The sequence below is a fragment of the Streptomyces sp. NPDC029466 genome (genome assembly GCF_055574515.1).
Genome location: NZ_JBVHZH010000001.1, coordinates 214,547 through 227,745, shown reverse-complemented (window position 1 = coordinate 227,745; position 13,199 = coordinate 214,547). Strand labels below are relative to the sequence as shown.

The following is a 13,199-nucleotide window of genomic DNA, read 5'->3' as shown; positions in this document are numbered from 1 at the left end:
ACCCTACCATACATCCTCCCCCCTTCCCCCCCCCCCCCCCCCCCACCCCCCCACCCCCCCCCCCCCCCCCCCCCCCCCCCCCCCCCCCCCCCCCCCCCCCAGGGCCCGCTGAGCGTGCCTCAGACCGAACGGAAGGCCAGCACCACGTTGTGGCCGCCGAAGCCGAACGAGTCGTTCAGCGCCACGATCCGGCCCTCGGTCGGCAGCTGCCGGGGCTCGCCACGGACGATGTCCGCGTCGGCCTCCGGGTCGAGCTGGTCGATGTTGATCGTCGGCGGGGCGACACGGTTCTTGAGCGCGAGGACGGTGGCCACCGTTTCGATGCCGCCCGCGCCACCCAGGAGGTGACCGGTCATCGACTTCGTGCTGGTGATGGCCATGTGGTCGACGTCGTCACCGAACGCCTTGCGCAGCGCCCGGAGCTCACCGACGTCACCGGCCGGCGTCGAGGTGGCGTGCGCGTTGACGTGCACGATCTCGGCGGGCTGGAGGTCGGTGTTGTCGAGGAGGTTCTGCAGCGCCGCCGCGATGCCGTTGCCGGACGGCTCGGGCTGCGTGATGTGGTGCGCGTCGGCCGAGATGCCCTGGCCGACGGCCTCCGCGTAGATCTTGGCGCCGCGGGCCTTGGCGTGCTCCTCGGACTCCAGGACGATCACGCCCGCGCCCTCGCCGAGCACGAAGCCGTTGCGGTCGACGTCCCAGGGGCGGGAGGCGCCCTGCGGGTCGTCGTTGTTCTTGGACATCGCCATCATGTTGCCGAACGCGACGATCGGCAGCGGGTGGATGGCGGCCTCCGTGCCACCCGCGACGACGACGTCGGCACGGCCGGAGCGGATCATCTCGATCGCGTAGCCGATGGCCTCGGCACCCGACGCGCACGCCGAGACCGGCGTGTGCACCCCGGCCCGGGCGTTGAACTCGATGCCGACGTTCGCGGACGGCGAGTTCGGCATCAGCATCGGCACGGTGTGCGGGGAGACGCGGCGTACGCCCTTCTCCTTGAGCACGTCGTACTGGTCGAGCAGGGTCGTCACACCGCCGATACCGGAGGCGATGACGGCGCCCAGACGGTCGGGGTTGACCGCGGTGTCCTCGCCCGCCTTGGCGGTGAAGCCCGCGTCCTTCCAGGCCTCCTGGGCCGCGACGAGCGCGAACTGCGCCGAGCGGTCCAGCTTGCGGGCCTGCGGACGCGGAATGATCTCGGTGGGCTCCACGGCGATCTGCCCGGCGATACGCACCGGCAGATCGGCGGCCCAGTCCTGTTCGAGGGTGCTGACACCGGAGCGTCCGGCGAGCAGGGCCTCCCAGGTCGAAGCGGTGTCGCCACCCAGCGGTGTGGTTGCGCCGATACCGGTGACGACCACGGTGCGATTGGTCGCATTCACGGGAATTCTTACTCCACGGGTAGAGGGGTTGGAATCGACGGCGCCACCGCGGGGTGGCGACATGCGCAGAGCTGGATCAGCTCTGGTGCTTGAGGATGTACTCGGTCGCGTCGCCGACCGTCTTGAGGTTCTTGACGTCGTCGTCCGGGATCTTCACGTCGAAGCGCTCTTCGGCGGCGACGACGACCTCGACCATGGACAGCGAGTCAACGTCCAGGTCGTCGGTGAAGGACTTGTCCACCTGGACGTCCTCGGTGGGGATCCCGGCGATCTCGTTCACGATCTCGGCGAGACCGGCGACGATCTCTTCCTGAGTGGCGGCCATGATGGCGCTCCTTCGGTCATTTTAAGGGGAAACTGCGTTACTTGCGGTGAAGATCCTTGCGACGGCCGGGACGTCCGGGGACGTACGGTGCTGCGCAGATCTTGCCTAGGGGAGGGTAACCACCGTCGCGGCGTAGACGAGACCCGCCCCGAAGCCGATGACCAGCGCGGTGTCGCCGCTCTTGGCCTGTCCGGTCGCCAACAGCCGCTCCATGGCGAGCGGAATGGAGGCGGCCGAGGTGTTGCCGGTGGTCTCCACGTCGCGGGCGACCGTGACGCTCTCCGGCAGCTTCAGAGTCTTCACCATCGAGTCGATGATCCGCATGTTGGCCTGGTGCGGAATGAAGACGTCCAGGTCGTCCGGGCTGACTCCGGCCGCGTCCAGCGCCTGCTGGGCGACCTTCGCCATCTCGAACACCGCCCACCGGAAGACCGCCTGGCCCTCCTGGGTGATGGCGGGGTAGCGGACCTCCTCCGGAGCGGGGCGGCCCTCGGGCGCGTCTCCTCCGGGGACCGGGGTGGGGCGGTAGACGTCCCAGCCGAGGGTCTGCTTGATGGTCTCGGACTTGTCGCCCTCCGAGCCCCAGACCGTCGGGCCGATCGCGGGCACGTCGGCCGGGCCGACGATCACCGCACCGGCCCCGTCACCGAAGAGGAAGGCCGTCGCGCGGTCCTCCAGGTCGGTCAGGTCCGAGAGCCGCTCCACGCCGAGGACCAGCACATACTCCGCCGAGCCCTCGGTCACCAGGCCCTTGGCCAGAGTGAGTCCGTAGCCGAAGCCCGCACAGCCCGCCGAGATGTCGAACGCGGCCGGCTTGCCGGCACCGATACGGTGCGCGATCTCGGTCGCGATCGCCGGGGTCTGCTTGAAGTGCGACACCGTGGAGACGATCACGGCGCCGATCTGCTCGGGCGTGATCCCGGCGTCGGCGATGGCCTTGCCGGACGCCTCGACCGACATGGTCGCCACGGTCTCCTCGGGGCCCGCCCAGTGGCGGGTCGCGATACCGGACCGCGAGCGGATCCACTCGTCGGACGAGTCGATGTGCTTGAGGATCTCCTCGTTCGGCACGACACGCGTCGGGCGGTAGCCGCCGACGCCCATGATCCGCGCGTACGGTGCGCCCTTCGAGGGCTTGATCTTCGAGGTCATGCGCTGCGGACTCCTATTCGGCCGGGGCGGATTGCTCGGCGAGCAGCGTGCGGGCCGCGTCGAGGTCGTCGGGCGTCTTGAGGGCGAGGGTCCGCACGCCGGGCAGGGCGCGCTTGGCCAGGCCGGTGAGCGTGCCGCCGGGAGCCGCCTCGATGAGCGTGGTGACCCCGAGCTCCTTGAAGGTCTCCATGCACAGGTCCCAGCGCACGGGGTTGGCCACCTGGCCCACCAGCCGCCGCACCAGGTCCTGGCCGGAGGAGACCAGCGCGCCGTCCTTGTTGGAGACGTAGCGGGTGCGCGGATCGGCGACCGACAGCTGGGTGGTCGCGGATTCCAGGGCCGAGACGGCGGGTGCCATGTGGTGAGTATGGAACGCGCCGGCCACCTTCAGCGGTACGACCCGGCGAGTGCCTTCCGGCTTGTTCTCGACCAGTGCGGCGATCTGCTCGGCGGTGCCCGCGGCAACGATCTGGCCGGCGCCGTTCACATTCGCCGGAGTCAGGCCCAGCTGCTCCAGATGCGGGATGACCACTGCCTCGTCGCCGCCCAGCAGCGCGGCCATACCGGTCTCGGTGACGGCGGCGGCCTCGGCCATCGCCTGGCCGCGCCGGCGCACCAGCTGCATCGCGGCCTCGTCGGACAGCGTGCCGGCCAGTGCGGCGGCGGCCAGCTCACCGACGCTGTGGCCGGCCACCGCGCCGGTCTGCGTGGCGACGTCGTCGGTCGTGGCGAACAGCTGACGGGCGGAGAGCAGGGCGGAGGCCACCAGCAGCGGCTGCGCCACCGCGGTGTCACGGATCTCCTCCTCGTCCGCCTTCGTGCCGTAGTGGACCAGGTCCAGATCAATGGCGGCCGACCAGGCGCGGAGCCGGTCCTCGACACCGGGGAGGTCGAGCCAGGGAGTCAGGAAGCCGGGCGTCTGAGCGCCTTGGCCGGGAGCGACGAGTACGAGCACCCTCACACTCTCTCTTGTGGGTGGTTCCGCCCGCCCGTGGGGACAAGGACGAAGAACCATCGGGGGAATTGTTGGTGTCCGACAAAAGTCTAGGGTTGGGCCTCACCGTCAGCCAGACGCCCCAGAATCAACGCGATACGGAGGGTGAACGCCGAGCGCACATCAGAGGGTGACCAGCCGGTGACGTCGGTCACACGTCGCAGCCGATAGCGCACGGTGTTGGGGTGCACGAAGAGCATCCTGGCGGCCCCCTCCAGACTGCTCGCCTGCTCCAGGTAGACGCTCAGCGTTTCGAGCAGCGCCGACCCGGCTTCCTCCAGCGGTCTGTAGATCTCCTCCACCAACTGCTCGCGCGCGACCGGGTCGGAGGCCATCGCGCGCTCCGGCAGCAGATCGTCCGCGAGCACCGGCCGCGGGGCGTCCGGCCAGGCGGCACAGGCCCGCAGTCCGGCGGCGGCGGCCTGCGCCGAGCGGGTCGCGGCCAGCAGATCGGAGACGACCGGGCCGGCCACCACGGGTCCGGCGGCATACGGGCCGATCAGGGCCTTCGCGGCCTTCAGCGGATTGTCCGAGCCGCCCGCGATCACCACCAGACGGGAGCCCAGTACACCGGTCAGGACCTGGAGCTTGGCGTGCCGGGCGGCCCGCCGGATCGCCTCCACGGTCAGCTCGCTGTCCCCGTCCGGCGCGGTGCCCAGCACCACACACACATGCTCGGGGGAGTTCCAGCCCAGCGCCGCCGCACGGGAGACCGCGCCCTCGTCGGCCTCCCCCGACAGCACCGCGTTGACCACGAGGGACTCCAGCCGGGCGTCCCAGGCGCCGCGGGCCTCGGCCGCCTGGGCGTAGACCTGGGCGGTGGCGAAGGCGATCTCCCGGGCGTAGACCAGCAGCGCCTCGCGCAGCACGGACTCATCGCCCGGGGCCGCGACCTCGTCGATCGCGGACTCCATGACCTCGATGGTCGTACGGACCATCTCCACGGTCTGCCGCAGCGTGATCGCCCGGGTCAGCTCGCGCGGCGCCGTCCCGAAGACATCGGTGCTGATCGCCTGGGGGGTCTCCGGATGCCGGAACCATTCGGTGAAAGCGGCGATACCGGCCTGCGCCACCAGGCCGATCCAGGAACGATTCTCCGGGGGCATCGCGCGGTACCACGGCAGTGTGGCGTCCATGCGGGCGATGGCGGCGGCCGCCAGCTTGCCGGACGAATTCTCCAGGCGCCGGAGGGTCGCGGAGTGCGGGTGCGCGTCGCGCGATGCGGGTTCAGACACGGGACAAGCCTGCACTATCGGGGCGGGGAGGTGAGGGGGCGGGGCTACCGTGGGCCCATGATTCAGGTGCTGAGAGGCCATGAACGGTATCCGGGCGGGGACGCGGAGGCCGGGATCGTGTCGCGGCACGCGTTCTCCTTCGGGCCCCATTTCGACCCGGAGAATCTGCGTTTCGGCGCGCTGGTCGCCTGCAACGAGGAGCGGCTGGCGGCGGGCGCCGGATTCGACGAGCACCCGCACCGCGACACGGAGATCGTGACCTGGGTGGTCGAAGGGGAGCTGACCCACCGCGATTCGGCGGGCCACGAGACCACCGTACGTCCCGGCGATCTCCAGCGGCTCAGCTCGGCGGGCGGCGTCCGGCACGTGGAGCGCAACGACGGCGCCGGGCCGCTGTGCTTCGTCCAGATGTGGCTGACCCCGCAGGAGGCCGGCGGGGAGCCGTCGTACGAGGTGGTGCGCGGGATCGCCGACGGCACCCCGTACGCGGTGCCGCGGGCCGGTGCCCTGCTGCATGTGCGCCGCCTCGCCGACGGTGAGCGCACCGCGGTGCCGGATGCCGCACGCGCCTATGTGCATGTGGTCCGCGGCGCCGTACGGCTGGGCGACGCGTGCCTGGAGCCCGGCGACGCGGCGCGGATCACCGACGGGGAGGGCCTGGAGCTGCGGGGGCTGGCGGCGGCGGAGTGCCTGGTCTGGGAGATGGGGCCGGAGCCGGCGTACGGGTGAGCCGGCGCGGTACCGGGCGACCGGTACCGCGGGGCACGTCCGGCCGGGTCAGGCGGTCTCGGCCAGCTCGGCGAGCACCGCGTCCGTCAGCGGCGGCCAGGCCTCGATCGCCCACGGCCCGAAGGCCCGGTCGGCCAGCGCCACACAGGCCGCGCCGGCGTCCGGGTCCACCCACAGGAACGTCCCGGACTGTCCGAAGTGCCCGAACGTACGGGGCGAGGACGACGCACCCGTCCAGTGCGGTGACTTGCCGTCACGGATCTCGAAGCCCAGCCCCCAGTCGTTGGGCTTCTGGTGCCCGTAGCCCGGCAGCACACCCGCCAGACCGGGGAAGGCGACCTGCGTCGCGGCCGCCAGCGTCTGCGGCGCGAGCAGCCGGGGCGCCTGGAGCTCGGCCGCGAACCGGATCAGGTCGGCGACCGTGGAGACGCCGTCCTTGGCGGGCGAGCCGGGCAGCTCCGTCGCGGTCATCCCGAGCGGTGCGAGCACCGCCTCGTGCAGATACTGCGCGAAGGGGATGTCGGTGGCCTTGGCTATGTGATCGCCCAGCGCCTCGAAACCGGCGTTGGAGTAGATCCGGCGGGTGCCGGGAGCGGCCATCGTGCGCTGCTCGTCGAAGGCCAGCCCCGAGGTGTGGGCGAGCAGATGACGGACCGTGGATCCCTCGGGCCCGGCCGGTTCGTCCAGCTCGACGGCGCCCTCCTCGACGGCCAGCAGCGCGGCGTACGCGGCCAGCGGCTTGGTCACGGACGCCAGCGGGAATCGCTGCTCCAGGGGGCCGTACGATCCGGCCACCGACCCATCGGCTCGTACGACGGCGGCCGCAGCGGTGGGCACCGGCCAGTTCTCGATCATCCGCAGGCTCTGCATGCCCACGAGCCTAACGTTCCCAAAATCCGGTCAAGTCTGCCCGTGATCGTCGCTTGCCTGGAGTGCACTCGAAGTCTCTAGCGTTGGAGCCGTCGAGAGGCATCCGGCGAAATCGCCGGGCGACGTCCGACGTAGGGGAGACGGGGCATGACGGTAACGCAGAGCGAACCGGTGACGAGCGGCGCGACCGCGACCAGGGAACTGCCGGCGGCGGTGCGCGACTGCCGCGCCGCGCCGCCGCACCCCCGGCCCGCCGGCCGTGACCAGTACACGATCAGCGAAGTGGCGGAGCACACCGGCCTCAGCGCCCACACCCTGCGCTGGTACGAGCGCATCGGCCTGATGCCGCACGTGGACCGCACCCACACCGGGCAGCGGCGCTTCACCAACCGCGATCTGGACTGGCTGAGCCTGGTGGCCAAGCTGCGGCTGACCGGTATGCCGGTCGCCGACATGGTCCGCTACGCCGAGATGGTGCGGGCCGGCGCGTGCACCTTCGCCGAGCGGCAGCAGCTGCTGACCGCGCACCGCGAGGACGTACGGCAGCGCGTCGCCGAGCTCCAGAGCACGCTGGACGTACTCGACTACAAGATCGAAATCTATGCCGACGCCCAGCGGGCGTCCGAGAGGTTCTGAGGCTCCATGGGGAACGAGAAGATCGAGACGGTCGAGCTGGGCACGGGCGGACCGCGGGTCGGCGTGCAGGGCCTCGGCTGTATGGGCATGAGCTTCGCCTACGGCCCCACGGACGCCGACGAGGCGCGGGCCACGCTGGAGCGCGCACGGGAGCTGGGCGTGACGCTCTTCGACACCGCCGATATGTACGGCATGGGGGAGAACGAGAAGTTCATCGCCCCGTTCATCCGGGCCCACCGCGACGAGGTCGTGCTGGCCACCAAGTTCGCGATATCCCTCGACCCGGACGACCCGGCCAAGCGCGTCATCCGCAATGACCGGGCCTACCTCCGCCAGGCCGTCGAGGGCAGCCTCCGGCGCCTGGGCGTGGACGAGATCGACCTGTACTACATGCACCGGCGCGACGTGAACGTCCCGATCGAGGAGTCGGTCGGTGCCATGGCCGAGCTCGTCGCCGAGGGCAAGGTGAAGTACCTCGGGCTGAGCGAGGTGACCGGCAGCGAACTGCGCGCGGCGCACGCCGTGCACCCGATCACGGCGCTCCAGTCCGAGTGGTCGCTGTTCAGCCGGGACATCGAGGACCGTGTGGTGCAGGCGGCGATCGAGCTCGGGGTGGGTCTCGTGCCGTACTCCCCGCTCGGCCGGGGCTTTCTGACCGGTGCGTTCGTGCACGCCGACAAGGAGCTGACCGCGGATGACTTCCGGCGTCAGCAGCCCCGCTTCACCGGCGACAACGCGGCCGCCAACGCCGCTCTGCTGGAACCGGTCCGCGCCGTCGCCGAGGCCCATGGCGCCACGCCCGGCCAGATCGCGCTGGCCTGGCTCCAGCAGCAGGCCACGGCCCGCGGCCTGGCCGTCGTCCCGATCCCCGGCACCCGTAAGCGCACCCGGGTCGAGGAGAACACCGCGGCGACCCGGATCCGGCTGACCGAGCAGGACCTGGCGCGGCTGGAGCCGATCGCCGGGCAGGTCGCGGGGCCGCGGTACGCGGACATGACGTTCACTTCGGCGGGACGGGAGTAGGGGCAGGAGCAGGCGGGACGGGGCGGGGCCGGGGCGCCCCGCCCTTCGGCGTGCGGCGCGGCCCCGCCGCTGACGGGCCCTACGCCAGGCCCAGCGCGAACGCCCCGAATCCGGCGGCCAGGAGGGCGGCGGCGGCCCGGCGGGCCCGGGTGACACCGGTCCAGGGCGCCTCGAAGCGGCGGGTGGTGCGGCCGATGAGCAGCAGCGCGGCGGCGAACACCGGCAGCCAGGCGAGCCGGGCCAGGAGCCAGCCGAGGCTGTCGGGTGACGCCGTCAGCCCAGGGAGCTGCCCCAGGAAGGACGCCGGTACGGCCAGCGAGAGCATCGCCGTCTGGTGCCAGCACAGGATCGTCAGCGCGGAGAGGTTGACGAGCGCCACCGGGGCCCACAGGGCAGGCCGGCGCAGCAGCCGGGCGAGCCGGTCCCGGAGCAGCACCGCCGCGCCGGACTGGGCCGCGGCCAGCGCCAGGACCAGCAGCGACGGCGGGTGGGAGTTCGTCCGGTGCTGCCCGGGGACGCCAACCATGCTCGCCGGGTAGTGGAAAAACAGCAGCAGCGCGGCGAACACCGCGGCGCCGCCGAGCAGCAGCGACCAGGCGGCGCGGCGGCCCAGGCGGCGCTCGCCCCAGGAGACGCCGAGCTGATAGGCGAACATCCAGCCGGGCAGGAGGTTGAGCAGACTCAGCCACGGCGGCACGGCCTCGGCGTACGGCCCGTAGCGCAGGAAGTCCACGACGGCCACCGAGGCCGCCAGGGGGGCCGCGGCCCAGGCACCCATCCACCGGGCGGCGCGCACACAGCACGGCGTCAGCGCGGTGATCACCGCGTACACGCCGACGAACCACAGCGGCTGGATCACCAGCGTCGCCCCGGTCCGCAGGGTCGCCTCCGGCACGCCCAGGCCGTACAGGAGGGGCAGCAGCATCGCCCATACGGCCGTCACCCCGAGCACCGGCCGGCCCAGCCGCACCAGCCGGCCGCCCAGCCAGCACCGGGTGGACTCACCCCGCCCGGTGGCCCGCCGCAAGGACAGCACCGACGCATGCCCGCCGACCAGGAAGAAGATGCCGAGCATCTGGAGGACCCAACTGGCCGGCGCGAGTTGGCCGACGGCGGTCAGCAGGCTGGCGTTGTGCAGCGCGCCCCCGCCGTCCAGGGTGAAGCCGCCGATCAGCCAGTGGCCGACGGGGACGGCGAGCAGCGCCAGCGCCCGCAGACCGTCGAGCGCCCGGTCGCGGTCCGCGGGCGTGCGGTCCGCCACGGCCACCGCGGACGCGCCCCCGAAGAGCGGGCGTCTGCGGCGCCGGGCAATGGTGCGCAGCCAGGACATGGTGGGTCTCCCTCTCCCGTGGACGGTCCGGAGGGAAACGTAGGAAGAGGGGAGCTGACGCGGCGTCACACCGCGGAGCCGACTCCCGGGGGCTACGGGGGTAGGGGGCGCCGGCTGCGCTCGTCCTCAGGGAGGAGAGACGCGCGGGCGGGGGAGCGCTACCGCTCCCCGGGCGAAACCAGCCCCGACTCATACGCGAAGATCACGGCCTGTGCGCGGTCCCGGAGATCCAACTTGGCGAGCACCCGGCTGACATGGGTCTTCACGGTCTGCTCGGCGACGATCAGCGCATCGGCGATCTCCAGGTTCGACAGCCCGCGGGCGATCAGCTCCAGGACCTCCGTCTCGCGCGGTGTGAGCCCGTTCAGCCGCAGCGCGGGCCGGCCCTTGCGGGCCACCGGCCCCGAGCGGGCGAAATCGGCGATCAGCCGCCGGGTCACGGACGGCGCGAGCAGCGCCTCACCGGCCGCCACCACCCGGACCGCGGAGATCAGATCGGCCGGCGGCGCGTCCTTGAGGAGAAAGCCGGATGCCCCCGCGCGCAGCGCCTCGTAGACATAGTCGTCGACATCGAACGTGGTCAGCATCAGCACCTTCGGACGGTGGGTGACACCGGCGGGCGGCGCGAGCAGCTGACGGGCCGCCTCCAGCCCGTCCATCTCCGGCATCCGCACATCCATCAGCACCACATCGGGGTGCGTCCGGCGGCTCAGGGCCACGCCCTGCACCCCGTCCGGGGCATCGCCCACCACATCGATATCGCTCTGCGCGGCGAGCAGCGCGGCGAAACCCGCGCGCACCATGGCCTGGTCGTCGACGATGATCACGCGCGTGGTCATACCGAGTGGGCATCCTTTGTCGTGGAGAGCGGAGACGCCGCGGCGGGCGGCGGGGCGAGGGGGAGCCGGGCGGCGACCCGGAAGCCGCCGTCGGGCAGCGGCCCGGTGTCGAGCGAACCGTCCACCAGCCGGACCCGCTCACGCATACCGATGAGGCCATGGCCGGTACCGGTGGTCTCCAGGGGCGTGGAGGGGGCGGACGGCGCGGAGTTGACGATCAGCACGGTCAGCCGCGCGCCGTCCGCGGCCACGGTCACCGACACCCGGGTCGGCGCGCCCGGGGCATGCCGCACCACATTGGCCAGCGCCTCCTGAATGATGCGGTACGCCGACAGATCCACCGCCGGTTCGAGCGCCACCGGCTCCTCCGGCAGCGCCAACTCGACCGGCACGCCCGCCCGTACGGTCCCCTCGACCAGCTTCGGCAGCATGCCGATCCCGGGCTGCGGGGTCTTCTCCGGGCCGGCCTGCTGCTCCGTCTCCTCGCTGCGCAGCACACCCAGCAGCCGGCGCATCTCCGCCAGCGACTCCCGGGCGGTCGCCGCGATCGCCCCGAACTCCTCCTCGGCCTCCCCGGGCATCCCGCTGATGCGGTACGGGGCGCTGGCCGCCTGGACGGTGATCACCGACATGTGGTGGGCGACGACATCGTGCAGTTCACGGGCGATCCGGGCGCGCTCCTCCAGCAGCGTCCGACGGGCCCGCTCGGCCTCGCTGATGGTCTCCTGCTCGATCAACTTGCGCTGGGCATCGCCGCGTTCGCGCAGTGTGGCGCCCATCATCAGCACCACACCGGTGAGGACGAACATCAGCACCCAGGTGTTGTTGCTGCCGTCGGGGGTGAACACCTGGGAGAGCAGGCCCGCCACACCGGTCGTCAGCCAGACGGCGGTCAGGGTGCGCCGGCGCTCGCGCAGGGACAGCGCCAGCATCAGGGCGAGATAGCCGACGATCTCCATGGGCGGCCAGGGCCAGGCGCGGCCCGCGACACCGTCGGCGCCGGTGAGCGCCAGGGCCCCGGTGACATCCGCCGCGAAGATCACCCACCAGGCCTGGAGCGGCCGGGTCACCGCGAGCAGCAGCGGCACGGTCTGCGCGGTGGCGAGCGCGCCGACCAGCCCGCCGTCCAGGCCGTAGTCGTGGCTGAGGACGTTGATGCTGGTCGGCAGCAGGGACACCGCGAACCCGAACGCGACTACATAGGGCAGACGGCGCAGCCAGGGGCTCCGGACGCTGCCCAGCAGCGGGGTGCCGGGCTCGGTCGGGGTGCCGAGCTCCACGGCCAGGACACGCAGCGCCTGCCGTGCGGCGCGCAGCGCCCGTTGCCGGGCCGGCTCACGCCCGGGGCGCGGAGCCGGCCCACGGTCGGGGGTGGAAGCTCGTACAGTCATCGCGCCCTCCATCTAAGCGGAGCGCGACGGCCACGGCGTCATACCAGGGGCCGGACTTCCGCCCCGTACCACGGTATGAGCCCCTGCCTGGTCAACGGCCCGCGCTCCCACGCTGATCCGGACGAGGAGCGCCCTAGAGCTCCGCCAGCAGTTCGGCCTTCTTCGTGCTGAACTCGTCGTCGGTCAGCAGACCGGCGCCGTGCAGTTCGCCGAGGTGCCGTATCCGGTCCGCGATGTCCGCGGGGTCGCGGCGCGTCTCCCCGGTCCGGTGGCGTACCGGCACGCCGTCCGGGGTCTCCTGGACCGGCTCGGCGGCGCGGACGGCCTGGAGGACCGAGGCCGCGAACGGCAGCGACTCGTGTACCGGGCCGTACCCCAGCCCGAACACCACAGCGGCCGGATCCTGGTCCGCCTCGCCCGTCCCCGGCTCGCGGGCCCCGCGCTCCAGCAGCCGCAGATAACCGTTGAGGATCTCCGGCGACCGCCATTCGACCCCGGCCAACTCGCCCACGGGGAAGGTCTGGTCGCCGCACTTCCACTTCGCCGAGGACGCGCCCGTCCAGAACCACCGGAAGGCGACCGCGCGCCCGTCGAAGGACGCCTTGCCGTCATACGCCTTGAAGTTCAGCGGGGGCTCCGGCGCGGCCACCAGATGGCGGTCGGCGGGCTCCTTCGCATCGGGGCCGAGCACCGTACGCAGCTCGTCGGCGTAGTAGTCGGCCAGCGTCTCGCGGTCGGCGGGCAGCACCAGCCGATAGGGGTCGGCGTCCTCCTTGAGCTGCCCGTTCGCCGCTTCCATCAGCGGATCGGCGCCGTGCCGGGGCATGGCGTGCAGCACCACCGTGCCACGTCTGCCCTCGGTCACCTCCACGGAACTCAGCGCCTCGTACGGAATACGTCGCTCACCGAGCGCCTGGAACAGCTTCGGCCTGCGGATCCCCCGTTCGAAGCGGATGAGTACGGAGTCCGTGTCGAACTCCCAGACGGCATGAAAACCGGCCAGCACATCACCCATGCGGCTCATCGTATGCGGGCGGTTACCCACTCGTCCCCCTTCCTGACGCGTCGGGGGGCGCCGGCGAAGCGGCACGTATCACTCCGGTCACCCGCGCCGTCATACGCCTCGTGGACGTCGCGGCCGTCCGGCACGGTTCCCGCGGGCACGGCCCGTCCCCGGGCGCCGGGCCGTGCCCGCGGTCGCCGGCCGGTTCCTTGCGGCCCTAGGGCCTGTCTTCAAAGTCCCGTCGTTCGCCCGTAGGGCGGGCCTCGCGGTGTCTGGTGCGTGCGATC

The 13,199-nt window shown here is 72.1% G+C and carries 13 protein-coding genes; 3 read left to right on the top strand and 10 right to left on the bottom strand.

What is annotated here, in order from left to right; genetic code table 11:
- Positions 1–119 precede the first annotated feature (119 nt).
- The 5 genes from fabF to ACZ4XD_RS00990 all read right to left on the bottom strand — a co-directional run bounded on the left by fabF (position 120) and on the right by ACZ4XD_RS00990 (position 5,091).
- Complete coding sequence (gene fabF / locus ACZ4XD_RS01010) at positions 120–1,385, bottom strand: beta-ketoacyl-ACP synthase II (protein ID WP_468036912.1); 1,266 nt, start codon at positions 1,383–1,385, stop codon at positions 120–122.
- A 76-nt stretch (positions 1,386–1,461) separates the two neighbouring features.
- A complete protein-coding gene (locus ACZ4XD_RS01005; protein ID WP_030991425.1) occupies positions 1,462–1,710 on the bottom strand; it encodes an acyl carrier protein in 249 nt (82 codons plus the stop codon).
- 105 nt (positions 1,711–1,815) lie between these two features.
- On the bottom strand, positions 1,816–2,862 hold the full coding sequence (locus ACZ4XD_RS01000; protein ID WP_423606879.1) for a ketoacyl-ACP synthase III: 1,047 nt from the start codon (positions 2,860–2,862) through the stop codon (positions 1,816–1,818).
- Between the two features lie 13 nt (positions 2,863–2,875).
- Positions 2,876–3,817, bottom strand: coding sequence for an ACP S-malonyltransferase (locus ACZ4XD_RS00995; protein ID WP_468036909.1), 942 nt, complete (start codon positions 3,815–3,817; stop codon positions 2,876–2,878).
- Positions 3,818–3,906: 89 nt separating this feature from the next.
- The gene (locus ACZ4XD_RS00990) at positions 3,907–5,091 is read right to left on the bottom strand and encodes a PucR family transcriptional regulator (protein ID WP_018088053.1); all 1,185 of its coding nucleotides are present in this window, start codon (positions 5,089–5,091) and stop codon (positions 3,907–3,909) included.
- A gap of 57 nt (positions 5,092–5,148) precedes the next feature.
- Between ACZ4XD_RS00990 and ACZ4XD_RS00985 the strand changes: the two genes are divergently transcribed.
- Positions 5,149–5,820 (top strand): pirin family protein, encoded by a 672-nt coding sequence (locus ACZ4XD_RS00985; RefSeq protein WP_468036907.1) that lies wholly within the window; start codon positions 5,149–5,151, stop codon positions 5,818–5,820.
- Positions 5,821–5,868: 48 nt separating this feature from the next.
- Here ACZ4XD_RS00985 and ACZ4XD_RS00980 read toward each other — a convergent pair whose 3' ends face one another.
- Positions 5,869–6,690 carry a serine hydrolase domain-containing protein gene (locus ACZ4XD_RS00980; protein ID WP_468036905.1) on the bottom strand — a complete coding sequence of 274 codons (822 nt, stop codon included), beginning with the start codon at positions 6,688–6,690 and terminating at the stop codon, positions 5,869–5,871.
- 147 nt (positions 6,691–6,837) lie between these two features.
- Between ACZ4XD_RS00980 and ACZ4XD_RS00975 the strand changes: the two genes are divergently transcribed.
- Together ACZ4XD_RS00975 and ACZ4XD_RS00970 are read left to right on the top strand one after the other, a co-directional pair.
- Positions 6,838–7,326, top strand: coding sequence for a MerR family transcriptional regulator (locus ACZ4XD_RS00975; protein ID WP_468036903.1), 489 nt, complete (start codon positions 6,838–6,840; stop codon positions 7,324–7,326).
- A gap of 6 nt (positions 7,327–7,332) precedes the next feature.
- Complete coding sequence (locus ACZ4XD_RS00970) at positions 7,333–8,349, top strand: aldo/keto reductase (RefSeq protein WP_468036901.1); 1,017 nt, start codon at positions 7,333–7,335, stop codon at positions 8,347–8,349.
- A 79-nt stretch (positions 8,350–8,428) separates the two neighbouring features.
- Here the strand turns inward: ACZ4XD_RS00970 and ACZ4XD_RS00965 are convergent, their stop codons facing one another.
- From ACZ4XD_RS00965 to ACZ4XD_RS00950, 4 genes are all read right to left on the bottom strand, one after another.
- Positions 8,429–9,679, bottom strand: coding sequence for an acyltransferase family protein (locus ACZ4XD_RS00965; protein WP_468036899.1), 1,251 nt, complete (start codon positions 9,677–9,679; stop codon positions 8,429–8,431).
- Positions 9,680–9,837: 158 nt separating this feature from the next.
- Positions 9,838–10,518 (bottom strand): response regulator, encoded by a 681-nt coding sequence (locus ACZ4XD_RS00960; RefSeq protein WP_042154348.1) that lies wholly within the window; start codon positions 10,516–10,518, stop codon positions 9,838–9,840.
- Complete coding sequence (locus tag ACZ4XD_RS00955) at positions 10,515–11,909, bottom strand: sensor histidine kinase (RefSeq protein ID WP_468036897.1); 1,395 nt, start codon at positions 11,907–11,909, stop codon at positions 10,515–10,517. Before ACZ4XD_RS00955 ends, ACZ4XD_RS00960 begins: the two co-directional genes overlap by 4 nt.
- Positions 11,910–12,042: 133 nt before the next feature.
- The gene (locus tag ACZ4XD_RS00950) at positions 12,043–12,924 is read right to left on the bottom strand and encodes a DUF4429 domain-containing protein (protein ID WP_468036895.1); all 882 of its coding nucleotides are present in this window, start codon (positions 12,922–12,924) and stop codon (positions 12,043–12,045) included.
- Positions 12,925–13,199: the final 275 nt, after the last annotated feature.

Coding starts and splice junctions, on each gene's coding strand:
- ACZ4XD_RS01005 (WP_030991425.1), bottom strand. CDS start 1,710: ATGGCCGCCACTCAGGAAGAGATCGTCGCCGGTCTCGCCGAGATCGTG.
- ACZ4XD_RS01000 (WP_423606879.1), bottom strand. CDS start 2,862: ATGACCTCGAAGATCAAGCCCTCGAAGGGCGCACCGTACGCGCGGATC.
- ACZ4XD_RS00985 (WP_468036907.1), top strand. CDS start 5,149: ATGATTCAGGTGCTGAGAGGCCATGAACGGTATCCGGGCGGGGACGCG.
- ACZ4XD_RS00980 (WP_468036905.1), bottom strand. CDS start 6,690: ATGCAGAGCCTGCGGATGATCGAGAACTGGCCGGTGCCCACCGCTGCG.
- ACZ4XD_RS00975 (WP_468036903.1), top strand. CDS start 6,838: ATGACGGTAACGCAGAGCGAACCGGTGACGAGCGGCGCGACCGCGACC.
- ACZ4XD_RS00970 (WP_468036901.1), top strand. CDS start 7,333: ATGGGGAACGAGAAGATCGAGACGGTCGAGCTGGGCACGGGCGGACCG.
- ACZ4XD_RS00965 (WP_468036899.1), bottom strand. CDS start 9,679: ATGTCCTGGCTGCGCACCATTGCCCGGCGCCGCAGACGCCCGCTCTTC.
- ACZ4XD_RS00960 (WP_042154348.1), bottom strand. CDS start 10,518: ATGACCACGCGCGTGATCATCGTCGACGACCAGGCCATGGTGCGCGCG.
- ACZ4XD_RS00955 (WP_468036897.1), bottom strand. CDS start 11,909: ATGACTGTACGAGCTTCCACCCCCGACCGTGGGCCGGCTCCGCGCCCC.
- ACZ4XD_RS00950 (WP_468036895.1), bottom strand. CDS start 12,924: ATGGGTGATGTGCTGGCCGGTTTTCATGCCGTCTGGGAGTTCGACACG.